Origin of the sequence: Sphingomonas hankookensis (genome assembly GCF_022664465.1) — a bacterium.
Classification (GTDB): domain Bacteria; phylum Pseudomonadota; class Alphaproteobacteria; order Sphingomonadales; family Sphingomonadaceae; genus Sphingomonas; species Sphingomonas hankookensis.
Genome location: NZ_JAKREV010000005.1, coordinates 131,767 through 155,504, shown reverse-complemented (window position 1 = coordinate 155,504; position 23,738 = coordinate 131,767). Strand labels below are relative to the sequence as shown.

Genomic DNA, 23,738 nt, shown 5'->3' with positions numbered 1-23,738 from the left:
CGCTACACCAACCCCACCCCCTCCAACCGCACCACCGGCAACATCGCCCCGGCCGGCGCCGGCGGCAGGGTGAGCGTCAGCCCCTCCGCCGTCCGCTGCATCCCGACACTTCCCCCGCCAAGCAGCGTCGCCCGCTCGATCCGCCCCGCCGCCTGCGCACCCAGCGCCGCGATCGTCACCGGCGCATCCGGCCAGCCGAGCAGAATGGCGTTCAGTGCTCCGCCTCCCGTCGTGAACCGCACATCGCGCGCGCCCAGCTTGTCGATCTGCCCTTCGTTGAACATGCCGCCCGCCAGATCGGTCGGCCCTTCGCCGAACATCCGCCACGGCCGCGTGCCATAGATCGCCGATCCATTGACGCGCAGCCATGCGCCGATCTGGTCGACGATCCGCTCTTCCTCGCTGTCGATCGATCCGTCGCCGCGCACCGGCACCGACAGCAGCAAATTGCCGTTCTTCGACACGATATCCGCCAGCCGCTGGAGCACCGCGCGGGCCGGCACGTAGGACTTCTCCTCGAACCGCCTGCGGTTATAGTGCCATTCGCCGATGCAGGTGCAGGTCTGCCACGGCTCGGCACGCAACCGGTCGGAAAAGCCACGCTCGACATCGTCGACCAGCACCTGTCGCTGGAACGCGGTCAGCTGCTTGGCGGTCAGCACTACGTCGGCGCGGCCGGTACGCTTCGCGGCATAGTTGTAGTAATGGGCGATCGCCTCCAGCCCGACGGGACCGAACGGCACGCCAAAATCGTCGAAATAGACGAGGTCGGGATCGTAGCGCTCGACCAGCGCCTTTTGCCGCGCCAGCCAGTTGGCGACGAAGCGCGGGTTGGCGGCGGGCGCGAATTCCATCCACCGCCCGCTGGTCGCACCGGCCCATGCGTCCATCTGCGCCTTGGTCGTGAAGCCGTCGGGTGCGGCCATCGTCGCGCCGGTATAGAGGTCCTGCGGGTCGAGCCCGTCCCACCATGTGCCCCGGCCATCGACCTTGGTCAGGCGCGCCGCGTCGTAACGCTGTCCGGCGCGCGGCCCTTCCGGATCGTAATTATAGGCGACCTGATACCAGTGCCATGCATGGCTGCTATGGTTGCTGACGCCGAAGCGCAGACCCTCCGCCCGCGCCGCACGTTGCCAGCCGGCGACGATGTCGCACTTCGGGCCGACACGGGTGCTGTTCCACGGATGCGGGCTGTCGAACAGGTCGAGATTGTCGTGGTGACACGCCATGCCGACGAAGTAGCGCGCGCCTGCCGCCTTGTAGCGCCTGACCAGCGCATCGGGGTCCCACCGCTCCGCCTTCCACTGGCCGATGATGTCAAGGAAGCCGGTATCGGCGGGATGGCCATAGCGTTGGAGGTGCAGGTCGTAGGGGCCGCGCCCCTGTTCGTACATCTGCCGCGCATACCAGTCGCCCGCCTCGGGCACGCATTGCGGCCCCCAATGCGCCCAGATGCCGAACTTCGCGTCGCGGAACCAGTCGGGCACGCGGTAGCCATCGGCGAGCGACGACCAGTTGGCGCGTAGCGGCGCTGCCTGTGCGGCGACCGGGCCGGCGGCGGCGATCGCGGCGGTGCCGCGCAGGAACTGGCGTCGTTGCATCCCATTCCCCTCCTTATGACGGCCGGCTATCCCGGTCCGAAGTGCACGATGGTAGCGCTAAGAATTATTTGTATGACATAGCTACACCCGGTAAAGAATGGTGACAACGCTGTCGGCATCGGGCGAACCGCGTGCCGGAAAATGCGGACCGGACGTAGGAAGGGGGCATATGGCAACGTGGCGCACATGGGCGGTTGCAGGCGCGGCACTGGCGATGGTCGCGACGCCGATCGCGGCGATGGCGCAGCGCGCGCTGCCGCAGCTGGTCGCGAAGGATGGCCGCCACGCGCTGCTGGTCGACGGCGCGCCGTTCCTGATGCTGGGCGTGCAGGCCAATAATTCGAGCAACTATCCCGAGGTCCTGCCGCAGGTCTGGCCGATGGTTGACCGGCTCCACGCCAACACGCTGGAAATCCCGGTGGCGTGGGAACAGATCGAACCGGTCGAGGGCAAGTTCGACTTCAGCTATCTCGACGCGCTGCTGCCGCAGGCGCGGGCGCATCGCGTGAAGCTGGTGCTGCTGTGGTTCGGGACGTGGAAGAACACGTCACCTGGCTATGTGCCGGCATGGGTCAAGACCGACAATGCCCGCTTTCCCCGGATGCGGACCAGGGAGGGCAAGACGCATTACGCGCTGTCGCCGCACGGCGAAGCGACGTTCGAGGCCGACCGCAAGGCGTTCGTCGCGCTGATGCGCTACCTTAAGGACCACGACCCCGACCACAGCGTCATCATGGTCCAGCCGGAGAACGAGGTCGGCGTGTACCAGCAGGCGCGCGACTATTCGCCCGAGGCCAATCGCCTGTTCGCCGGCAACGTGCCGCCCGAACTGGCGAAGCAGACCGGCAGGCGCGGCAACTGGACCCAGGTCTATGGCGACAATGCCGAGCCGGCGTTCAATGCGTGGTACACCGGGCGCTATATCGATCGCATCGCCGCGGCGGGGAAGGCGGTGCTGAACCTGCCGATGTACGTCAACGCCGCCGTCGGCAATCCGTTCGCCCCGCCGGGCAAGTCGGGCGGGGCGAGCGGTGGGCCCGATTGGCAGACGATCGACGTGTGGAAGGCCGCGGCGCCGCACATCGATGCAGTGGCACCTGACCTCTACACCCGCGATGCGAAGAACTATCTGAAGTTCCTCGACCATTATGCGCGGACCGACAATGCGCTGCTGGTGCCGGAAACGGGCAACGCCGCCGATTTCGCGCGCTTCCTGTGGCCGACGCTGGGGCGTGGCGGCATCGGCTGGGCGCCGTTCGGGATGGATGCGACCGGCTATTACAACCACCCGCTGGGCGCGGTGACGCTGGACGATGCGACGCTCGAGGCGTTCGGCAGCAAATATCGGTTCCTGAAACCGATGGCGCGCGGCTGGGCACGGATGGCCTATGCCCATCCCGGCTGGGGCACGGCCAAGGGTGCGCCGGACGAAGAGCAGACCAGGGTCATGGGCCGGTGGCGCGTGTCGGCCAAATATGGCGAATGGCAGTTCGGATCGATGGATTCGCCGTGGCTGAAGGCCGAACCGCCCGCCGCCGCCGCGCAGCCGGTCGGCGGTGCCGCGGTGCTGCAGATCGCGCCCGACCAGTTCCTCGTCACCGGCACCGACGTGCGCGTCACCTTCGATGTGGCCGACAAGGCGCGGGGCGATACCGCGATGCTGATCAAGGTCGAAGAGGGCACGCTCAACGATGACGGCAGCTTCCGCGCGCGCCGGGTGATGAACGGCGACCAGACCGATTACGGATTGAACTTCACCGCCCAGCCGATGCTGCTGCGCGTGACCATGGGAACGTACCGCTGATGAAGACGCTTCGCTGGACCTTGTTGTCGCTGGCCCTGTCGGCCTCGTTCCCGGCGCTCGCCGCCGATGTCACGAAGGTGCCGGGCGGCGTGGTCGTCACCCCCGATGCCGGCCCTGCCAAGCGGGTGCGGGTGCTGGTCTATGGTCCCGACCGCTTCCGCGTGACGGCAGTGCCCGATGCCAGCCTCGACACGCCCGACAGCCTGATGGTGACCGCGAAACCGGCGGGCGATTTCACCGTCAGCCAGGCCCGCGGTGTCGTGGTGGTGAAGGCGGCGGGCGGATCGGCCGAGATCGACCTGGACGACGGGCAGGTGCGCTTTCGCGATGCGGTGGGCAAGCTGACGCTGGAGGAGGCACCGCGCGCCGGCTTCGTGCCGGCGACCGCCGGCGGCGAGAAGTTCGTCGCCGTCCGCCAGCAGTTCAACCGCGGCACCGACGAAGGGCTCTACGGTCTGGGCCAGCACCAGAACCGGCAGATGAATTACAATGGCGAGGACGTCGAACTCGCCCAGCACAATATGGACATCGGCATTCCGTTCGTCGTGTCGACGAAGAATTACGGGGTGCTGTGGGACAATAACGGCATCACCCGCGTCGGCAATCCGCAGCCGTACCGGCTGGTGGGGGAGGGGATGCGCGTCACCTCCGACGGCAAGCCCGGCTGGCAGGCGCAATATTATCTCGGCGACCGGCTGGCGGTGACCCGGACCGAGCCGACGATCAACTACCAGTTCATCAAGGACCAGGCGAACTGGCCCGCCGCCGCCAAGGCGCAGACGGTCGCGCCGACGACGGGGCAGAATACTGCCGGCAATGCGGTGCAGACGCAGAAGGTCGTCTGGACCGGCACCGTCATCCCCTCGGTCACCGGCATTCAGAAATTCCGGCTCTATTCGTCGAGCTATGTGAAGGTCTTCGTCGACGGTAGGCAGGTGCTGAACCGCTGGCGGCAGAACTGGAACCCGTGGTTCCACAATTTCGACCTCCCCATGACCGCCGGCAAGGCAGCGGAAGTGCGGATCGAGTGGGAGCCGAATGCGGGCTATATCGCGCTGTTCCAGAACGATCCGCTGGCGCAAGCCGACCGCCATTCGCTGTGGTGGTCGTCGGACGTCGCCCATGCGCTCGATTATTACTATGTCGGCGGCAAGAACATGGACGGCGTGATCGCCGGCTATCGCGCGCTGACCGGCAAGGCGGCGCTGATGCCGCGCTGGGCCTATGGTTTCTGGCAGAGCCGCCAGCGCTACAACACGCAGGACGAACTGCTGGACGTCGTGCGCGAATATCGCAAGCGGCGCCTGCCGATCGACAATATCGTGCAGGACTGGTTCTACTGGCCCGAGGACCAGTGGGGCTGCCACTGCTTCGATACCAAGCGCTTCCCCAAGCCGCAGCAGATGGTCGACGAAATCCACGTCAACGACGCGCGGATCATGATTTCAGTGTGGCCGAAATTCTATCCGAACACGAAGAACGCGCAGGAACTGGCTGCCAAGGGCTATCTCTATCAGGGCAACTTGTTGGCCAAGGAACGCGATTGGGTCGGCAAGGGCTATCTCAACACCGACTACGACCCCTATGCCCCCGAGGCGCGCGCCATCTATTTCCGGCAGATGAAGGAGGCGCTGGTCGACAAGGGCTTCGATGCGTGGTGGATGGACGCGACCGAGCCGGACATCCATTCGAACCTGTCGATCGAACAGCGCAAGGACCGGATGGGCCCGACCGCGCAGGGGCCGGCGGAGGAATTCTTCAACAGCTATCCGCTGGTCCATGCCGAGGGCGTCGCCGACGGCCTGCGCGTCGCAAAGCCCGATGTGCGGCCCTTCATCCTGACCCGGTCGGGCTATGGCGGTATCCAGCGCGCCAGTGCCGCTTTGTGGTCGGGGGACGTCGCGTCGCGCTGGGACGATCTACGCGATCAGATTTCGGCGGGCGTCAACCTGTCGATGTCGGGCGTGCCCAACTGGACGCACGATATCGGCGGCTTCGCGGTCGAGGATCGCTATAGCAAGAAGGACCCGGCGCATCTGGCCGAATGGAAGGAACTGAACCTGCGCTGGTTCCAGTTCGGCGCGTTCAGCCCGCTGTTCCGCAGCCATGGCGAGACGCCGTTCCGCGAAATCTACGAACTGGGCGCCAGCGACCCGGCGCTGTATCAGGCGCTTGGGCATTACGACCGGCTGCGCTACCGACTGCTGCCCTACATCCTGTCGCTCGCCGCCGAGAACTGGCACCGCGACGGCACGATGATGCGCGGGCTGGTGATGGACTTCGCCGCCGATCGCAAGACTTGGGGGCTGGACGACCAGTATATGTTCGGGTCGGCGTTCCTCGTGGCACCGGTGACGCAGTTCGGCGCGCGCAGCCGGCAGGTCTATCTGCCCGCCGGGGCCGACTGGTACGACTTCGCGACCGGCGCCTATCTGAAGGGCGGGCGGACGGTCAACGCCGCCGCACCGCTCGCTACCATGCCGCTATATGTCCGCGCCGGATCGATCGTGCCGACGGGTGCGGAGGTGCAATCGACCGCCGAGCAGCCCGACGGTCCCTATGTGCTCCACGTCTTCACCGGCAAGGACGGCGCCTACACGCTGTTCGAGGATGACGGCCTGAGCGAAGGCTATCGCAAGGGCCAGTCGGCACAGGTGCCGGTGACGTGGAGCGAGGGCAGCAAGACGCTGACCATCGGCGCACGGCAGGGGAGCTTCCCCGGCATGGTCGCCAAGCGGGCGATGTCGGTGCGCTTCCACACGCCGGGCAAGGCGGTGGCACCGGACTTCGCGGACAATGCCGCGACGACGTTCGTGTATGACGGGCGGGCGGTGAGCGTGCCGTTGGCGGGGCGGCCGGTCATTCGCTAAAGGTCGTCACCCCAGCGAAGGCTGGGGTCTCCCGCGGCGAGGCGAGCGCCTGTGCAACGGGGAGATCCCCGCCTGCGCTGGGATGACGTGTGTGGCGGAGACAGGGAATCGGTATGGCAGGAGCACAACGCATCCCCTTCGGCACGCTGGACGACGTCCCTGCCGAAGCGATCGAGCTCACCGCCGGCGCACTGTCCGCGCGCGTCCTGCCGCTCGGCGCGACGCTCCAGTCGCTCTGCGTACCCGACCGCTCCGGCACCTCGGCGGACATCGTGCTCGGCTTCGACGACGTGCAATCCTATCGCGACCGTCCGTCGTGGTTCGGGGTGACGGTCGGCCGCTATGCCAATCGCATCGCGGGCGGACGGTTCACGCTCGACGGGCGCGACTATGTGCTGGAGACGAACAACGCGCCCAACCACCTGCACGGCGGATCGGACGGGTTCGACCAGCGGTTGTGGGAGGTGGCGGACGTCGGCAGCGACGATGCGGCGGCATGGGCCCGGCTGACGCTCACCAGCCCCGATGGCGATGCCGGCTATCCCGGCACGCTGCACGCCAGCGCGACCTATATGCTGACGCCCGACGCGCTCACGATCGACTATGCCGCGACCAGCGACGCGCCGACCATCGTCAACCTGACCAACCACGCGTTCTTCGACCTGAGCGGCACCGGCGATGTGCTCGACCACCGGCTGACGATCGAGGCGGACGCGTATCTGCCGGTCGACGCCACCTCGATCCCGACCGGCGAACGCCGCGCCGTGGCGGGGACGCCGTTCGATTTCCGGGACGCCCGTGCCATCGGCGAACGCGTGCGCGACGGGCGCGACGGGCAGATCGCGATCGGACGCGGCTACGACCATAACTATATCGTGCGCGGCGATGTGGGCGTGCTGCGTCCCGCGGCGGTGCTGGTCGATCCGGCATCGGGGCGGGTGATGACGCTGTCGATCACCGCACCGGGGTTGCAACTCTATTCGGGCAACTTCCTCGGCGGTGCCGAGCCGGGCAAAAGCGGGCGGCTGTATCGGCAGGGGGATGCGGTGTGCCTCGAGCCGCAGGCGTTTCCCGACACGCCGAACCGGCCGGACTTTCCCTCCGCGCGGCTCGATCCCGGGGAGACATGGCACAGTGCGATGCGGTTTGCGTTCACGACCGCCTGAAACTTGCCGCGCCGCGACAGGCGTCGTTGCAATGAAATATAACGTTGCTTGACGAAGCGGGTTGCGTTTGCGAACGCCTTTAACCCTATGAAGCACCCCCTTCTCCTCGCCGCCACCGCCGCGGCCTTCGCCCTTTCGGCCTGCGGTCAGCAGCAGCCGGAGCAGCTCGACACCCGCGCGCCCGATCCGCTGGCATCGCAGCTCGCCAACCGCGCCCCCGTGGAACTGCCCCCGCCCGTCAAGGCGAGCGTGACGTTCCGCTGCAAGGACAACAGCCTTGTCTATGTCGACTTCTTCGAAGGCGACACCCAGGCCAATTTCCGCGCCAAGCAGGATTCGGCCCCCGTCCGGCTGAAGACCGAGGAAAAGGGCAAGCCGCTGGTCGCCGAGGGCGGCTACAGCCTGACCGGCACGCCGAAGACGATTACCCTGACCCAGCCGGGCAAGACCGCGCAGACCTGCAACGCCTGATGATTTCCGACCGCGGCCTCCTTCCGGGCCGCGGTCGTAGCGAACGTGCCTGACGGCCGGCGGAGCGATCCGCCGGCCGTTTTGTTTTGGACAGGGGTATCGGTCGCCCCGGGTCAAGCCCGGGGTGACGGCGTGAGGGACGGCGAAGTTGCCATTCGCCGAAAGCGTCACCCCAGCGAAGGCTGGGGTCTCTCGCCGCTCCTGTCCCGCGCAATCACGGGGAGACCCCAGCCTTCGCTGGGGCGACGCTGGTGGCTGGCAAAAGGTGCGTGCCGGGAACCCCTCAATACTTCACCCGCGTCGCACGCAGCTTGTAGCGCTTGAGCGCGTCCTGCACGCTGCCGCTGCCCGCCAGATGCCCCGCACCCACCGCGACGAACACCGTGCCCGGACGCTTCATCCGGTCCTCGATCCACTTGGCCCAGCGCGCGTTGCGATCGGTCAGCAGCACGCGCTTGAGTTCGGGCGACACGGTCATCTCTTCGTTCATCGTCGCGGCCAGCGCGTCGGGATCGCCGCGGCGCCACTGGTCGACCATCTTGTCGATCGACGTGCCCGCGGTCGGCAGTTCCTTGATCGTCTCGGTCAGGAAGGTGACCTGTGCCGCGTCGGACAGCGAATCGAAGAATCCGAACTGCTGCTCCAGCGTTTCGAGGCCGGTGACCGGCTTGCCCGCCACCTTGGCCGCTTGCGAGATCGCCTGTTCCGCACCGCTCGCCGGATCGTAGCCCTGCTTCTGCAACGTCACCAGCGTCAGCGTCGACGCGGCGAACCACGGGTCGAGCTGTTCGAGCGCGCCGGCCGGCAGCCCGGCATCGGCGACCGCCTTGGCATAGGCCGGACGTTCCGCCTCGGGCAGCTTTTCGCTGAGCTTCGGGCCGGTGACGTTCACCGCCGACTTCATTACCGCCGCCTGCGCCTGTTCGGGGGTCGGCATCGGGATTTCCAGCACGACCTCGTTCGACTTGTCGAATGCGGTGCGCACCGCGTCGTCGAACCACGACAGGCCGGGCTTCAGGACGTGGATCGTCCCGAACAGATAGATGGTCGTGTCCTTGTCCTTCACGACCCACAGCGCCGGATCGGCTTCGTCCGCGGCCATCGCGGCGGGCGCGGCGGGTGCCTTCGCGGTCTGGGCCCAGACGGGTGCGGCGGTCAGCAGGCTGAACGCGGCGGCATAGCGCAGCAGGATCGAGGACATGCACATCTCCATGGCGCCGGTGGCCGGCGGGTCGTGTCCGTCATAGCAGCGCGGGGGGAGCGACGACAGGAGATTTGCCGTTCGTCGATATGGCAGGAACGTCCGGGTGCGACGCTTCGTTGGATGTTTCTATGGACCTTGTTTCAGGGCCTTGCCGGGAATTCCGCCATGTCGAATGCCACCGCCCCCGACCGATCTGCGCAAGTGGGACGGCGGACCGCAACCGGCCCCGTCGCCGCCCAGCTGGCCCGTGCCGTGGCGGAACGATCGCTGCTGTTCATCGCGTCGGACGAGGTGCGCGCCGCGGCGATCGCCGACCTGCTTGCCGCATTCGTCCCCGATGCGGAGGTTGTCCATCTGCCCGCCAGCGACGCGCTGCCCGGTGACGATGCGCCGGCCTCTCCCGGCAACGCCGGCGCGCGGGTCGCGGCGCTGCGCCGGTTGCGGATCGCCGCTGCGGACGGGCGTCGCTTCGCGTGCATCACCACGCCGGAGGCGACCGCGCTGCGCATCGCCGCGCCGGGCGATTTCGACGCCGCGCCGCCGGTGCTGCGTCCCGGCGATGCGATCGACCTGACCGGCTTTGCCGCGCGGGCGGTGGAGCTTGGCTATGTCATCGACGACCGGGTCGACGAACCGGGCGAGGTCGCGGTGCGCGGCGGCGTGATCGACATTTTTCCCGCCGATGCAATGGGACCGATCCGCATCGCGGTGGAGGATGGCAGCATCACCACGATCCGTCGCTACGATCCGGTCACCCAGCGCGGTGATGCCGATCTGGACGACGTGACCATCGGCCGCGCGGCCGAACCGGCTGCGACCGACGGTGTCGCGCTGCTCGACCATGTGCCCGGTGCCGCGGCGGCGATGGATGGTGACGCCGCCGGACGGCGCGCGCGCTTCCTCGATCTGGCGCAGGACGCCACCCGCCGCCGTCGCCGCGATGCCGCCGCGCTGATCGACGGTGATGCATGGGATGCGCTGCTCGACAAACGCGAAGCTATCGCCTTGACCGATGCCGCCGAACCGCCGCGCTTCGTGACGGAGCGCGCACCGGCGCGTGCGTTCGGCAAGTTCGCGCGCGAGGTACTGGACGGCGGGCGGCTGGTGCTGGCGGGCAGTCCGCGCGACCTGCGGTTCCTGCGCAAGAAGCTGGCGACGCTCGGTCGCACCGAACCGTTGACGATCGCGACTTGGGACGAAGCGGTCGCCGCCGCCCCGGGCAGCGCGATGCTGCTGGTCGCGCCGCTCGATCGCGGGTTCGTGGCCGATGGCGTCACCGTGGTCGCGGGCGGCGACCTGCTCGGCGGGCGCGCCCGCGGCGACGAACTGGCAGCGGCCAGCGCCAATCCGATGTTCGCCGAAGCAGGCGAACTGCGCATCGGCGACGTGATCGTGCATGAGGATTTCGGCATCGGCTGCATCGCCGGGCTGGAGACGCTGCCGGGCGACGCCGGCGACGCGATCGTGCTGGACTATGCCAAGGGCGCGCGGCGGCTGGTGCCGGTGATGGAGGCCGATCGCATCTGGCGCTATGGCGCCGACGCCGATGCGGTGACGCTCGACGCGCTGGACGGGGCGAGCTGGCAGAAGCGGCGCGGCGCGATCGATACCGCGATCGCCGAGAGTGCGCGCGAACTGGCCGCGATCGCTGCGAAACGCGACGAAGTGCGGGTCGAGGCCGTCGAGTCCGATATCGCCGCCTATGAACGCTTCGCCGCGGGTTTTCCCTTCACCGAAACCCCCGATCAGGCGCGGGCGATCGCTGCCGCGCACGACGATCTGGCAGCGGGCAAGCCGATGGACCGGCTGGTGATCGGCGATGTCGGCTATGGCAAGACCGAGGTTGCGTTGCGCGCCGCCGCGATCGTCGCACTGGCCGGCCGGCAGGTCGCGATCGCCGCGCCGACGACGGTGCTGGTCCGTCAGCATGTCGAAACCTTCCGCCGTCGCTTCGAGGGCACCGGGATCGAGGTCGCCGGCCTGTCGCGCCTGTCCGACGCGGCGGAAAAGAAGCGGGTGAAGGCCGGCCTTGCCGACGGATCGATCGGCGTGGTCGTCGGTACGCAGGCGCTGGCGGGCACGGGCGTCGCGTACCACGACCTCGCGCTGGTGGTGATCGACGAGGAACAGCGTTTCGGCGCGAAGGACAAGGCGCGCCTGCGCGACCTGGCCGACCATGTCATGACGCTGTCGGCGACGCCCATCCCGCGCACGCTGCAAAGCGCGCTGATCGGGCTGCAGCAGCTGTCGGTCCTCGCCACCCCGCCTGCGCTCCGCCAGCCGATCCGCACCGCCGTCGCCGATTTCGACGAGGTGACGGTGCGCACCGCGCTGCTGCGCGAACGCAGCCGTGGCGGGCAGAGCTTCGTCGTCGTGCCGCGGATCGAGGATATCGCCCCGCTGGAGGCGCGGTTGCGCAAGCTCGCGCCCGCACTCGACCTGATCGTCGCGCATGGCAAGATGCCCGCGGCCGAGATCGATGCGGCGATGGTCGGCTTCGCGGAGGGCGACGGCGACGTGCTGCTGGCGACCAACATCATCGAGGCCGGGCTGGACGTACCGCGCGCCAACACGATGATCGTCCACCATGCCGACCGTTTCGGCCTGTCGCAGCTGCACCAATTGCGCGGCCGGGTCGGGCGCGGCGGGCGGCGCGGGCAGGTGTTGCTGATGACCGATCCCGACCACACGATCGCTAATGCGACATTGAAGCGCTTGCGCACGTTGCAGGCGTTCGACCGGCTGGGCGCGGGGTTCGCGATCAGCGCGCGCGACCTCGACCTGCGCGGGGCGGGCGACCTCGTCGGTGAGGCGCAGGCCGGGCACATGAAGCTGATCGGCATCGACCTCTACCAGTATCTGCTCGGCCGGGCACTCCGCGCGGCGCGCGGCGAGAGCGTCGACCGCATCGTCCCCGAACTGCATCTTGGCATCGCCGGCCGCCTGCCCGAAACGTGGATTCCGGAGGCGGAAGTACGCCTGATGCTCTACGGTCGCCTCGCCCGGATCGAGGACGAAGGCGCACTGGACCGGTTCGAGGAGGAGCTGGAGGACCGTTTCGGCGCGCTGCCCGAACCGGCGCGGCTGCTGATCGAGCTGGCCCGCGTCCGGCTGCTGGCGCGCGGAGCGGGCGTGGCGAAGGTCGATGCCGGTCCCGCCGCGATCGCGCTGACCCCGCAGCACAAGGGCGCCGCACCCAAGGGCCTGACCGAGAAGAACGGCCGCTGGATCATGCCCGCGCGGATCGACGATCCTGGCGAGCGACTGACCAAGGTCGGCGAGGTGCTGGAGGCGGTGGCGGCGTAAATCTGCTGGCGCTGCGATGCGCGCTGTCCAATGATGCGCGGATGACGCACTCCATCTTCATCACCGGCGGCGGCTCGGGCATTGGACGCGCCGTGGCACAGTTGTTCGCAAGTCGTGGCTGGCGGATCGGACTGGGCGACGTGAACGCCGCCGGCCTTGCCGAAACCGCAGCGCTGCTGCCGGACGGTACGGCGACGTTCGTGTTCGACGTGACCGATCGCGCCGGTTGGGATGCCGCACTGGCGGAGTTTGCCGCAGGCGGCGGGATCGACGTCCTGTTCAACAATGCCGGCATCGCCGCGGGCGGCGTCTTTGCCGAGATGACGCCCGCGTCGATCGAGCGGACCATCGCCATCAACCTGACCGGCGTGGTGCACGGCGCGCAGGCGGCGCATCCGTATCTGAAGGCCAGCGGCGGCTGCCTGCTCAACACCGCCTCGGCGGCGGGCATCTACGGCACCGCCGGCGCGGCGGTCTATTCGGCGACGAAGTTCGGGGTGCGGGGGCTGACCGAGGCGCTCGACGGCGAATGGGCGGCCGACGGTATCCGCGTACGGTCGCTGATGCCCGGGTTCATCGACACGCCGCTGCTCGACGCGACGTTGGCGGGCACCAATTACAATGTCCGCCAGCAGGTCCGCGCCGCGGGTCTCGAGTTCACGCCGGTCGACGTCGTCGCGCAGGCGGCATGGGACGCGGTGTACGGGGACGCGGTCCACACGCCCGTCGGCCCGACCGCCAAGCGCATGCGCTTCGCCGCGCGCTGGATGCCGGGGAAATTGCGCCAGCAGATGCGGCGGCGGTAACGCGGCACCCTGTCGTCCTTCCCGCCTGCGCGGGGATGACGAAATTCGCTTACTCGACCAGCGCGTCGATCGCCTGCGCCATGTCGATATCGCGGTCCGACAGCCCGCCCGCATCGTGCGTCGTCAGCAGCACGTCGACCCGGTTGTAGACGTTCGACCATTCGGGGTGATGGTCGGCCTTTTCGGCCAGCAGCGCCACCTGCGTCATGAACGCGAATGCCTGGCTGAAATTGTCGAAGGTGAAGCTGCGGACGATCGCATCGCGCGCGGCATCATGGTCCCAGTCGGGCAACCCGTCGAGCGCATCGGCGCGTTCGGCTTGGCTCAGCGGTTCCATAGACCCTCCCTTGTATCTTCGTGGTCCCAGCGCCTATTGCTTCCCCTATGTCCGATCAAGCGCGAACCGCCCCCAGCGCCGCCGAGATGGAAGCGTTGGCGCGTGCCGCGCTGGCGCGGATTCCCGAACCCTTTGCCGGCCACCTGTCCGACATCGTGCTGCTGGTCGAGGAGTTCGCCGATGACGAGATGCTGGCGGCGATGGAGATGGAGCCGTATGAGCTGACCGGCCTGTATCATGGCAGCCCGGTTGGCGATAAATCGGCGTTCGACGGCATGCGCCTGCCCGACCGCATCCACCTGTACCGCCAGCCGCTGCTGGCCGAATGGTGCGAGACCGGCGTCGATCTCGGCGACCTGATCCGCCATGTCGTGGTGCATGAGGTCGGCCATCATTTCGGCCTGTCCGACGACGACATGCATGCGCTGGAAGACGCCGATTGACGCTGACCTTTACCGAGGTGACGGGCGCGCGCGGCGGGCGGGTGTTGTTCGCCGGCCTGTCGTTCGCGCTCGGGCCGGGCGGGGCGTTGTGGGTACAGGGGCCGAACGGGGTCGGCAAATCGACGCTGGTCCGCATCGCCGCCGGGCTGCTGCCCCCCGCCGCGGGTAGCGTCGCACGCGGCGGGGCGGTGTCGATGTTGGCCGAAGCCGCGGCGCTCGATGCGCAATTGCCGCTGGCACAGGCGCTCGGTTTCTGGGCGCGGCTGGACGGGACGCGCGACCGGTTGCCGAGCGCGATGGCGGCGATGGGGATCGATCCATTGGCCGATGTACCCGTGCGGATGCTGTCGACCGGACAGAAGCGCCGCGCGGCAATCGCCCGGGTCGTCGCGTCGGGCGCACCGTTGTGGCTGCTCGACGAACCGGCCAACGGGCTTGACACCGCGTCGCTCGACCTACTGGAAGCGGCGATCGCAGCGCATCGCGCAGGCGGCGGCGCGGTGCTGGTCGCCAGCCATGTGGCCGTAGCACTGCCCGATGCGCAGGTGCTGGCGCTGTGATCGCGCTGATCGCCCGCGAGTTGCGCATCGCGTGGAGCGGCGGCGGGTTGTTGTTGCCGGTCGCGTTTTTCCTGCTGGTCGCGACGCTGTTTCCGTTCGCCATCGGGCCCGATGCGGCGTTGCTGGCGCGGATCGGCGGCGGGGTGGCATGGGCAGCGGCGCTACTGGCGGCGCTGCTGCCGATCGAGCGGCTGGTCGCGCACGATGTCGATACCGGGGTGGTCGATCAGCTGGTGGTGCGCGGGTGGAGCGAAACCAGCATCGCCGTGGCCAAGACGATCGGCCACTGGCTGGGCTTCGCGCCTGCGGTGATGCTGGCGGCCGCACTGTCGGCAGCGCTGCTCGGGATCGACGGCACGACGCTGATCGCGCTGGAGGTCGGGCTGCTGCTCGGCACGCCGGGGCTGGCGGCACTCGGTGTGGCGACGGCGGCACTGGTCGCCGGGCTGCGAGGCGGCGGTGCGGTTGCGGGGCTGGTGATGTTGCCACTGGCGCTGCCGCTGGTGATCTTCGGTGCTGGCGGGATCGAGGGCGGGGCAGGGGCGCTCAAACTGCTCGCCGCGACCAGCCTGTTGCTCTGCGTCGGCGGGCCAATCGTGGCAGGCGCAGCGCTACGGATCGCACGCACTTAAATCCTCCCCATACCATGGGGAGGGGGACCAGCCGCAGGCTGGTGGAGGGGCGACGCCGCAGGCGCTGCGTTTGCGGCGTTACCCCTCCACCACTCGCTTGCGCGAGCGGTCCCCCTCCCCGCGGAGCGGGGAGGATTTAGTCCCTACGCCACCGCGCGAAAATCGCCGTCGGCAACGTCAACCCGCGCGTTTCCTCGCGCACGCCCAGCTCGCCGCACTCGACCGTCCCGCCCAGATCGCCCAGCGACTGGCGCAGCAATTCGCCGATCGCCAGCGCCGACATCCGCACCGCATACACCGTCAGGAACAGGAATCGCGACTCGCTGTCGAGCAACTGCCGGCAATCGGCGATCATCGCGGGCAGATGCTCTTCGAGCTTCCACACCTCGCCATTCGGCCCACGCCCCCATTTGGGCGGATCGAGAATGATACCGTCATAACGCCGCCCGCGCCGCACCTCGCGCGCGACGAACTTCGCGGCATCCTCGACCAGCCAGCGCACCGGCTTGTCGGTCATGTCCGACAGCGCGGCATTGCTTCGCGCCTGCTCGACCGATTTCTTCGACGCATCGACATGCACCACCCGCGCGCCCGCCGCCGCCAGCGCCAGCGATCCGACGCCGGTATAGCCGAACAGGTTCAGGCATTCGGGATCGCTCGCCCCGTCCAGCCGCCCACGCATCCAGTCCCACACCGGCGCCATGTCGGGAAAGAACCCCAAATGCCGGAACGGCGTGTTGCTCGCCGAAAACCGCACCTCGCGCCATGTCAGCGGCCAGTCGCGCGGGGGCTGCTTGAAGAACTGCCAGCGCCCGCCGCCATCCTCGTCCGATCCCGGCACGAACTCGCCATGCGCGTCCCACTCGGCCAATGCCGGCGCCCACATCGCCTGCGGTTCGGGGCGGATGAAGCGGTACGGACCATAGCGTTCGAGCTTGCGGCCATGGCCGCAATCGATCAGCCCGTAATCGTCCCACGGTTCGCCGATGAGTGCGATCGGGTCCATCAGGCGCGGGGGCTCGCGCGTTCGGCGATCCATGCCGTCACCGCCTCGAACGTCGCGGGCAGCGTGACATAGCGTTCCTCGCGATCGAACAGGTCGCCAACGCGGGGCGGCAGCGACGCGCGAGTGCCGATCGCGCGTTCGACTGCGTCGGGAAATTTCGCCGGATGCGCCGTCGCCAGCGTGACCATCGGCGCGTCGATCCCGCTGTCGAGCGCGGCGGCCAGCGCGATCGCGGTATGCGGATCGATCGTCTGCGCGGCGTTGTCGCACGCCCAGCGCATCGCCTGCGCCATGCGGTCGCCATCGACCCGCGCGCTGTGGAACAGTGATGCCGCGCCTTGGCTCTGCGCATTGGTCAGCCGCATCGCGCGGCGCCCCTCGAACCCGCGCATCTGCTCGCCCAGCGCCACCCCGTCGCGCCCGCCCAGATCGTAGAGCAGCCGTTCGAAGTTCGAGCTGACCTGGATATCCATCGACGGCGTCGCGGTCGGCGTCACCGTCGCGCTCGAATAATCGCCATTGGTCAGTGCGCGGTGGAGGATGTCGTTGACGTTGGTCGCGACGATCAGCTTCGCGATCGGCAACCCCATCTGCGCCGCGACGTACCCGGCGAACACGTCGCCGAAATTGCCGGTCGGCACCGAGAAGGCGATTGCCTTATCCGGCCCGCCCAGCCGCACCGCGGCGTAGAAATAATAGACCACCTGCGCCATCAGCCGCGCCCAGTTGATCGAATTCACCGCCGACAGCCGGAACCGTCCGGAGAAGGCAGGGTCGTTGAACATCGCCTTCACCAGCGCCTGCGCCGTGTCGAAATCCCCTTCGATCGCGATGTTGTGGACGTTGGGCGACAGCACCGTGGTCATCTGCCGCCGCTGCACGTCGGACACGCGGCCCGCCGGGTGGAGCATGAAGATGTCGATATGCTCGCGTCCCGCCACCGCGTCGATCGCCGCCGACCCGGTATCGCCGCTGGTCGCGCCGACGATCGTCAGCCGCTGCGTCGTGCCGGTCAGAAACTTCTCGAACAGCAGTCCCAGCAGTTGCAGCGCGACGTCTTTAAAGGCGAGCGTCGGCCCGTGGAACAGTTCGAGCAGCCACTGGTCGTGGTCGATCTGCACCAGCGGCGTCACCGCGGCGTGGGTGAACCGGCCATAGGCGGTCTCGCACAATGCGCGCAGTTCGGCCTCGCGCAAGCTATCGCCGACGAAGGGCAGCATCACCCGCACCGCCGTCTCGGCATAGCTGAGGCCCGCCAGTCCGGCGATTTCGTCACGCGTCAGCGTCGGCCATGCATCGGGCAGATACAGCCCGCCGTCACGGGCCAATCCGGCCAGCGTCGCGCCGGCGAAGTCGAGGGTGGGCGCGTCGCCCCGGGTGCTGACATACCGCATGGGGGCTGCGGTTAGCGGCTGCGGCGACGAAGTGCCAGCAAGTATATGATGACCGCCGCCAAGGCGAAGGCGAACCACTGGATCGCATAGGCCATGTGGTTGTCGGGCAGGCTGGCCGGATCGGGCCGGCGGCTGGCGGCGAGACCGGGCGCGGCGCGATCCGACACGATCATCGGCGCGGGCGGCGGGGCGTGGCCGCGCAACCGGTCGAGCAGCGTCGGCCCGCCCGGCGCATGGCTGAGCGTGCCCGCTACCGCGCCGCCGGCCCAGACCGGGCGCAGCTTGGGATCGCTCGCCACGCCCATATCGACCTGGAACCGCTGGCCGGTGGGCGACACGCAGGTAGCGATGTGACGATAGCCCGAAGTGCCTTCGGTGGTCCGGCCGGCACCCATCGTCCAGTCGACGACCCGTGCGCACTCCGCCGTCACTCGCGCGAACAGCAGGTCGTCGGTGATCCGCGCCGGCAGCGGCTGGGCCGGGCGGTCGAGATTGGCGACCGCATGCGCGATCAGCACCGCCTTCTCGGCACGGCGCTGCAACTGCCACAGACCGAGCGCCACCATCGCGGCGACGGCGATCAGGACGATCAGCGTCGGGAGAACGGGCAGGCGCTTCATGGGCGGGGGTCGATGGTGCCTTCGCGTGCGGCGTTGCGATATTCGAGCGCCAGCAACATGCCCTTGGCGACCCGCAGCGATCCGACCACGCCGCCGATGGTCAGCGGCACCCACAGCACGACATGGACCCACCATGGCGGTCCGACCTTCAGGTCGAGCCAGATGGCAAGCACGGTGACGATCCCGCCGAGGATCAGCGTCAGGAACGCCGCCGGGCCATCGCCGACATTGAACGCAGCGAAATCGAGGGTGCAGGCGCTGCACCGGTCGGCAAAGGCAACGGGGCCACGAAACAAGGTCGTGGCCCCGCAGCGCGGACACAGGCCGCGTACGCCGCAATCGAAAGGCGCAGGCCCGCCCGCGCCCGTCTGGTCAGGCATCAGCCACCATGGATCGGCGCGCCCCAGCCGCCCCACACATAGATGACGACGAACAGGAACAACCATACCACGTCGACGAAGTGCCAGTACCACGCCGCTGCTTCGAAGCCGAAATGCTGCTTGGGCGTGAAGTCGCCCTTGTACGCGCGGATCAGGTTGACCGCGAGGAAGATGGTGCCGACCAGCACGTGGAAGCCGTGGAACCCGGTCGCCATGTAGAAGGCGGCGCCATAGTTCAGTCCCTTGAACGGCATCGGCGCGTGAATGTATTCATACGCCTGGATGCACGAGAACAGCGCGCCGAGCAGGACGGTCAGCCACAGCCCCTTCTTGACGCCGTCATTCTCGCCCACGCCGATCGCGCCCCAAAGGCCCTTCAACGCCCCGCCGCGCTGGTTATGGATCAGCGCATGGTGCGCCCACGTCACGGTGGTGCCCGACAGCAACAGGATGAAGGTGTTGAGCAGCGGCAGTTCGAAGGCATTGAGCACTTCGAGGCCGGCCGGCGGCCACTGCGCGGTGACGGCGGTATCGCCCGCCTCGATCAGCGACGTGCCGCCGTCATGGCTCCATTGCACCGCCGCGGGGAACAGCGAGAAGTCGAACCACGACCAGAACCAGCCGACGAAGAACATCACTTCGGACGCGATGAACAGGATCATGCCATAGCGCAGGTGCAGCTGCACCACCGGCGTATGGTCGCCCGCCTTCGCCTCGCGGATGACGTCGGCCCACCAGAAGCCCATGCAGGCGAGCGTGGCGATCAGCCCCGCGCCGAACACCAGCCCGCCCAGCGCCGCCTCGTTCATCCACATGACGCCGCCCGCTGCCAGCGCGAACGCGGCCAGCGAGCTGGCCAGCGGCCAGATGCTCGGGGGAAGGATGTGAAAATCGTGGTTCTTCGCGCCTGCCATCATCCGTCCCTAACGCTGTCGCGCCTGTACCGGCGCGTGAATGGCTGCGACCCTAGCTCTTCGTCGCGCCCGAATCCACCGGGTAAAATGTGTAGGACAGCGTGATCGCGCGAATGTCCTTCGCGTCGGGATCGTCGTGGATCTTGGGATCGACGAAGAAGATGACCGGCATCCGCACCTTTTCGCCGGGCTGCAGCGTCTGTTCGGTGAAGCAGAAGCACTGGATCTTGGTGAAATATTTGCCGGCTTGGGATGGCGTCACGTTGAAGGTGGCGGTGCCGGTGACCGGCCGTCCCGACACGTTTTTCGCGGTGAAGAACGCCATGTCGCGCGCGCCGATATCGACGGTTTCCGATGCGCGTTCGGGCTTGAACTCCCATCCCAGCGCCGGGTTGGTATTGGCGTCGAAACGCACCACGACTTTGTCGCCGATCCCGCCCGGCGCCTCTTGCCCCCGCTGGGTCGTGCCGTTGAAGCCGGTCACCTGGCAGAACATGCGGTACAGCGGCACGCTCGCGAAGCCGACCCCGGTCATGCCGACCACGGCAGCGGCGGACAGCAACGCGGTGCGCAGGTTGCGGGTCACGCGCCCATGCCCGCCCGAATCTTGACGATGGTGATCGCGAACATCAGCACCACGAACGCGCCGAGCAGCCACGCCATCACCTTCGCACGCTCGCGCTGCCGCGCGCGGATACGGTCGTCATGCTCGCTCATAGGGTCACCCACCGGTCGACGACCAGCGCGCCGAACATCGCAAAGAGATACAGGATCGAAAAGGCGAACAGCCGCTTTTCGGGCTTCATCTTGTCGTCTTGCGCCGTCGTGCGCGTCGCGACCTGCACCGCCAGCACGCCGAACGTCGCGGTCAGCAGGCAGGCGACGATGCCGTAGATCGGGCCCGTCAGCCCCAGCGGCCACGGCGCCACCGCGACCGCCGCCATCGGGATCGTGTACAGCCCGATCTGCGTCCGCGTCACCCGCTCGCCCGCGACCACCGGCAGCATCGGCACGCCGGCATTGGCGTAATCGGTCTTCACGAACAGCGCGAGCGCCCAGAAATGCGGCGGGGTCCACAGGAACACGAGGCTGAACAACAGGAACGGCAGCAGCGCGATATCGCCCGTCGCCGCCGCCCAGCCGATCAGCGGCGGAAATGCCCCGGCCGCGCCGCCAATGACGATGTTCTGCGGCGTGCGGCGCTTCAGCCACACGGTGTAGACCAGCACGTAGAACAGGATCGATACGGTCAGGATCGCGGCGGCGGCGATGTTCACCGCCAGGCCCATCAGCACGACCGAAAAGATCGCGAGGCCGACGCCGAAATGCAGCGCCGATTCGCGGTCCATCCGACCGGCGGGCAGCGGGCGACCCTGCGTCCGCTTCATCTTGGCGTCCAGATCGGCCTCATACCACTGGTTCAGCGCGCCCGCGGCGCCCGCGCCCAGCGCGATGCACAGCACGGCGGTGAAGCCCAGCACCGGATGGATCGGCACCGGTGCCGCCAGCATCCCGCACAACCCGGTGAAGACGACCAGCGTCATCACCCGCGGCTTGGTCAGGGCCAGGAAGTCGCGCCAGTCGGCGGGCAGGGTAATCGTCTGCGCGGTCATCGCCGCTGTATAGAGTGTTGCGGGGGCGGGGGAAAGCATTGCCCGCGTCGTCGTCCCGGCGCAGGCCGGGATTCATTGTGTCGGGTGCTATCGATCGAACCGCGACCCTCCCCCCTCCATGGATTCCGGCCTGCGCCGGAATGACGAGCGGGGGGAGGGCAGGGACCTGTTACCGGAACCGACCCGACAACGACACACCCACGATCCGCGGATCGTTGAATACCGCCGCCATATAGTTCTCGATCACGCCCTTCAGGTTCTTTTCGTTGGTGATGTTGCGCGCGAACACCGATAGCTCCCACGCGTCCGACGGCGGGGCATAACCGATCTTCAACCCGCCTTCGAAGTTGCCGTTCGCGGTGAACTCGCGCGCCCGGTACAGCGTGAACTGGGTATAGCCCTGCAGATTCCAGTCGGTCGCGATGAACACCCGGCCGCCATCGTTCAGCGGCTGGTCCCAGCGCGCGGTCAGGTCGACGGTGTATTCGGGCGCATTGGGCAGCGGCTCGCCGTCGATCTGCGCGAACACGTTGCTGCCGACGCGGATCGTCGGGTTCTCGACGGTGCAGACCACCTGTCCGTTCAGCGCGCAGACCTGCGCGAACACCCGCTTGTCGCGGATCGCCGAATGCAGCCAGCTGCCGCCCAGACCCAGCGTCAGCTGAGGCACCGGCTTCCAGTCCAGCTCGGCCTCGACGCCGTACGCCTGCGCCTTGTCGGCGTTGAACAGCACGCCGTTGCCGAACGAATCGTTGCCGTTCAGCTGGATGTCCTTGACCCGGTAGCCGAACACCGTCGCGTTCAGGCGCAGCGTGTTGTCGAGCAGGCTGCTCTTGAACCCGGTTTCGAACGACAGGATCGTTTCCGAATCCGCCGTGGTGAAATCGGCGTTGAACACTGCCGAGCGCCCCTGGATCGTCGGCCCGCGGAACCCGCGCGCGACGCGCGAATACAGGTTGAAATCGTCGCTCGCCTTGTACAGCAGGCTGACGTCCCAGCTCGGCTCGGTCGACGACAGCTTGACGTCGGTGCGCCCGCGATAGGTGACGACGTTCGCCGCGGTATTGGCGGTCTTCACCAGCCGGGTACGCTTGGTATCCTCGGTGATGCGCGCGCCGGCGGTCAGCGTCAGCCGGTCGGTGAAGTCGTAATGCGCCTGTCCGAACGCCGCCCACGACGTGTTCGTATCGCGCAGCCGTACCCAGTTGTTCGGGTTACGCGCGGCGGTCGTCAGGAAGAAGGCGCGCTGGTAGAATTCGGTGACGTCGCGATTGTCGAAATAGAAGCCGCCGACCTGGAACCCGAACGGGCCGGTGCCGGTGCTGGCAAGGCGCACTTCCTGCGACCATTGGTCGAGGTCGCGGATGTTGCCACGGCTCTGACCGAAACCGTTGGGCACGCCGTTCACCGGGAAGAGGGCAGCAGCACCGCCATCGGTATCGCCGCGGCTCGACCCGCTGGTCGTCTCGTACGCGGTGATCGAGCTGAGCAGGACCGGGCCGAAATCGAACCCGACCCGTGCCGACGCACCATAGGTGTTGTACGCCTGCGGGTTGTTGCCGCCTTCGTCCAGCGCCACACGGTCGCGGGGTTCGGCCGACACGTCGTTCGATCCGCGCTTCAACGCCGCCCGGTGGAACACGGTCGAGGTGCCTTCGTACCAGCGGGCATGGCCCGACAGGTCGACGGTGATCGCATCGGTCGGCTGCGCACGGACCTGTAGCCGCAGGTTGCGGTCGTCGAACCCGCCCATCGCGTTCTTCTTGGGCGTCTGGGTATTGTCGGCGCTGAACCCGGCATAGGTATTGTCGATCCAGTCGTCGCGGTGCTGGACCAGTGCCGACACGCGTACCATTAGCCCGTCGGCGATCGGCCCGCCGACGCCTGCATCGAAGCTGGTGCTGTTATAGGTGCCGACCGACGCCTGCGCCCGGCTCTGAAAGGTGTTCGACGGGCGGATCGTGTCGAACTTGATGATGCCTGCCGTCGTGTTGCGCCCGAACAGCGACCCCTGCGGCCCGCGCAGCACTTCGACCTGTGCGACGTCATAGACCGGGTTCGACTTCAGCACGACATGTTCGAGGATGACGTCGTCCTGGATCACCGTCACCGGCTGCGACGCGCCGAGATAGAAGTCGATATTGCCGAGGCCCCGGATGTAGAAGCGCGGGAAGATGCGGCCGGTGGTCGTCTCGGCATAGAGGCCCGGGATGCGGCCCGACAGCGACAGCAGCGTATCCTCGCCGCCCGACTGGAACTGGCGCAGGTCGTCGCCCGATGCGACGCCGACCGACAGCGGCGTGTCCTGCAACCGCTCCTCGCGGCGTTCGGCGGTGACGACGATCTCGTCCAGCCCGGCTTCCTCGACGGCGGCGGGAGCGGGCGTCGCGTTGGTCTGGGCGAACGCCGGGCTGGCGAGCGTGATCATGGCAGCGCCGGCGAGCAGCGGCAAACGGGTCTTCATAACGGTTCCTTCCCTGCGGACGACCGCCTGCCCAAACACGTAAGGCCGCCCGGCGATTCCCCCGAACCACCGGACGGTGTTGTTTCCCTGTGTGGCAGGCCGTCCTGCCCCGCGCGCTAGGCGCACTCTATTTCAATACGATGACAA

General features: G+C 67.9%; 21 protein-coding genes. 9 read left to right on the top strand and 12 right to left on the bottom strand.

Features of this window, described 5'->3' with window-relative positions; translation table 11 throughout:
* Positions 1 to 2: 2 nt before the first annotated feature.
* Positions 3 to 1,601 (bottom strand): alpha-L-fucosidase, encoded by a 1,599-nt coding sequence (locus MF610_RS14065; protein ID WP_242198263.1) that lies wholly within the window; start codon positions 1,599 to 1,601, stop codon positions 3 to 5.
* A gap of 169 nt (positions 1,602 to 1,770) precedes the next feature.
* On the opposite strand from MF610_RS14065, the gene MF610_RS14060 reads away from it, so the two are divergent.
* From MF610_RS14060 to MF610_RS14045, 4 genes are all read left to right on the top strand, one after another.
* Positions 1,771 to 3,405, top strand: a complete 1,635-nt coding sequence (locus tag MF610_RS14060) for a DUF5597 domain-containing protein (protein WP_242198227.1) — start codon at positions 1,771 to 1,773, stop codon at positions 3,403 to 3,405.
* Complete coding sequence (locus MF610_RS14055) at positions 3,405 to 6,275, top strand: TIM-barrel domain-containing protein (protein WP_242198208.1); 2,871 nt, start codon at positions 3,405 to 3,407, stop codon at positions 6,273 to 6,275. The genes MF610_RS14060 and MF610_RS14055 overlap by 1 nt, the downstream gene beginning before the upstream one ends.
* A gap of 113 nt (positions 6,276 to 6,388) precedes the next feature.
* Positions 6,389 to 7,441, top strand: coding sequence for an aldose epimerase family protein (locus MF610_RS14050; RefSeq protein ID WP_242198205.1), 1,053 nt, complete (start codon positions 6,389 to 6,391; stop codon positions 7,439 to 7,441).
* Positions 7,442 to 7,528: 87 nt separating this feature from the next.
* Positions 7,529 to 7,912 carry a hypothetical protein gene (locus MF610_RS14045; protein ID WP_242198202.1) on the top strand — a complete coding sequence of 128 codons (384 nt, stop codon included), beginning with the start codon at positions 7,529 to 7,531 and terminating at the stop codon, positions 7,910 to 7,912.
* 283 nt (positions 7,913 to 8,195) lie between these two features.
* Here the strand turns inward: MF610_RS14045 and MF610_RS14040 are convergent, their stop codons facing one another.
* A complete protein-coding gene (locus MF610_RS14040; RefSeq protein ID WP_242198200.1) occupies positions 8,196 to 9,113 on the bottom strand; it encodes a TraB/GumN family protein in 918 nt (305 codons plus the stop codon).
* 168 nt (positions 9,114 to 9,281) lie between these two features.
* On the opposite strand from MF610_RS14040, the gene MF610_RS14035 reads away from it, so the two are divergent.
* On the top strand, positions 9,282 to 12,422 hold the full coding sequence (locus tag MF610_RS14035; protein WP_242198197.1) for a TRCF domain-containing protein: 3,141 nt from the start codon (positions 9,282 to 9,284) through the stop codon (positions 12,420 to 12,422).
* 41 nt (positions 12,423 to 12,463) lie between these two features.
* Positions 12,464 to 13,228, top strand: coding sequence for an SDR family oxidoreductase (locus MF610_RS14030; RefSeq protein WP_242198159.1), 765 nt, complete (start codon positions 12,464 to 12,466; stop codon positions 13,226 to 13,228).
* 49 nt (positions 13,229 to 13,277) lie between these two features.
* Here the strand turns inward: MF610_RS14030 and MF610_RS14025 are convergent, their stop codons facing one another.
* Entirely contained in the window at positions 13,278 to 13,565 is a 288-nt protein-coding gene (locus MF610_RS14025) for a 4a-hydroxytetrahydrobiopterin dehydratase (protein ID WP_242198156.1), read from the bottom strand.
* Positions 13,566 to 13,612: 47 nt separating this feature from the next.
* On the opposite strand from MF610_RS14025, the gene MF610_RS14020 reads away from it, so the two are divergent.
* From MF610_RS14020 to MF610_RS14010, 3 genes are read left to right on the top strand one after another with little or no spacing between them, the layout of a single operon-like run.
* Positions 13,613 to 14,008, top strand: a complete 396-nt coding sequence (locus MF610_RS14020) for a metallopeptidase family protein (protein WP_242198137.1) — start codon at positions 13,613 to 13,615, stop codon at positions 14,006 to 14,008.
* Positions 14,005 to 14,568, top strand: coding sequence for a heme ABC exporter ATP-binding protein CcmA (ccmA, locus tag MF610_RS14015; RefSeq protein ID WP_242198134.1), 564 nt, complete (start codon positions 14,005 to 14,007; stop codon positions 14,566 to 14,568). The genes MF610_RS14020 and ccmA overlap by 4 nt, the downstream gene beginning before the upstream one ends.
* Positions 14,565 to 15,200, top strand: coding sequence for a heme exporter protein CcmB (locus MF610_RS14010; protein WP_242198128.1), 636 nt, complete (start codon positions 14,565 to 14,567; stop codon positions 15,198 to 15,200). The genes ccmA and MF610_RS14010 overlap by 4 nt, the downstream gene beginning before the upstream one ends.
* 136 nt (positions 15,201 to 15,336) lie before the next feature.
* Here the strand turns inward: MF610_RS14010 and MF610_RS14005 are convergent, their stop codons facing one another.
* The 9 genes from MF610_RS14005 to MF610_RS13970 all read right to left on the bottom strand — a co-directional run bounded on the left by MF610_RS14005 (position 15,337) and on the right by MF610_RS13970 (position 23,591).
* Complete coding sequence (locus tag MF610_RS14005; protein WP_242199208.1) at positions 15,337 to 16,206, bottom strand: class I SAM-dependent methyltransferase; 870 nt, start codon at positions 16,204 to 16,206, stop codon at positions 15,337 to 15,339.
* Entirely contained in the window at positions 16,206 to 17,600 is a 1,395-nt protein-coding gene (thrC, locus tag MF610_RS14000; RefSeq protein ID WP_242198125.1) for a threonine synthase, read from the bottom strand. The genes MF610_RS14005 and thrC overlap by 1 nt, the downstream gene beginning before the upstream one ends.
* A gap of 11 nt (positions 17,601 to 17,611) precedes the next feature.
* Positions 17,612 to 18,220, bottom strand: a complete 609-nt coding sequence (locus MF610_RS13995; RefSeq protein ID WP_242198122.1) for an SURF1 family protein — start codon at positions 18,218 to 18,220, stop codon at positions 17,612 to 17,614.
* Positions 18,217 to 18,600 (bottom strand): DUF983 domain-containing protein, encoded by a 384-nt coding sequence (locus tag MF610_RS13990; protein ID WP_242198120.1) that lies wholly within the window; start codon positions 18,598 to 18,600, stop codon positions 18,217 to 18,219. Before MF610_RS13990 ends, MF610_RS13995 begins: the two co-directional genes overlap by 4 nt.
* Positions 18,600 to 19,514 (bottom strand): cytochrome c oxidase subunit 3, encoded by a 915-nt coding sequence (locus MF610_RS13985; protein WP_242198116.1) that lies wholly within the window; start codon positions 19,512 to 19,514, stop codon positions 18,600 to 18,602. The genes MF610_RS13990 and MF610_RS13985 overlap by 1 nt, the downstream gene beginning before the upstream one ends.
* Before the next feature lie 52 nt (positions 19,515 to 19,566).
* On the bottom strand, positions 19,567 to 20,100 hold the full coding sequence (locus MF610_RS13980; RefSeq protein ID WP_339328532.1) for a cytochrome c oxidase assembly protein: 534 nt from the start codon (positions 20,098 to 20,100) through the stop codon (positions 19,567 to 19,569).
* Positions 20,097 to 20,231: a hypothetical protein gene (locus MF610_RS19090; protein WP_277924127.1), complete on the bottom strand. Its 135-nt coding sequence runs from the start codon at positions 20,229 to 20,231 to the stop codon at positions 20,097 to 20,099. Before MF610_RS19090 ends, MF610_RS13980 begins: the two co-directional genes overlap by 4 nt.
* Positions 20,228 to 21,127: a heme o synthase gene (locus MF610_RS13975; RefSeq protein ID WP_242198112.1), complete on the bottom strand. Its 900-nt coding sequence runs from the start codon at positions 21,125 to 21,127 to the stop codon at positions 20,228 to 20,230. The genes MF610_RS19090 and MF610_RS13975 overlap by 4 nt, the downstream gene beginning before the upstream one ends.
* 169 nt (positions 21,128 to 21,296) lie before the next feature.
* On the bottom strand, positions 21,297 to 23,591 hold the full coding sequence (locus MF610_RS13970) for a TonB-dependent receptor (protein WP_242198066.1): 2,295 nt from the start codon (positions 23,589 to 23,591) through the stop codon (positions 21,297 to 21,299).
* Positions 23,592 to 23,738: the final 147 nt, after the last annotated feature.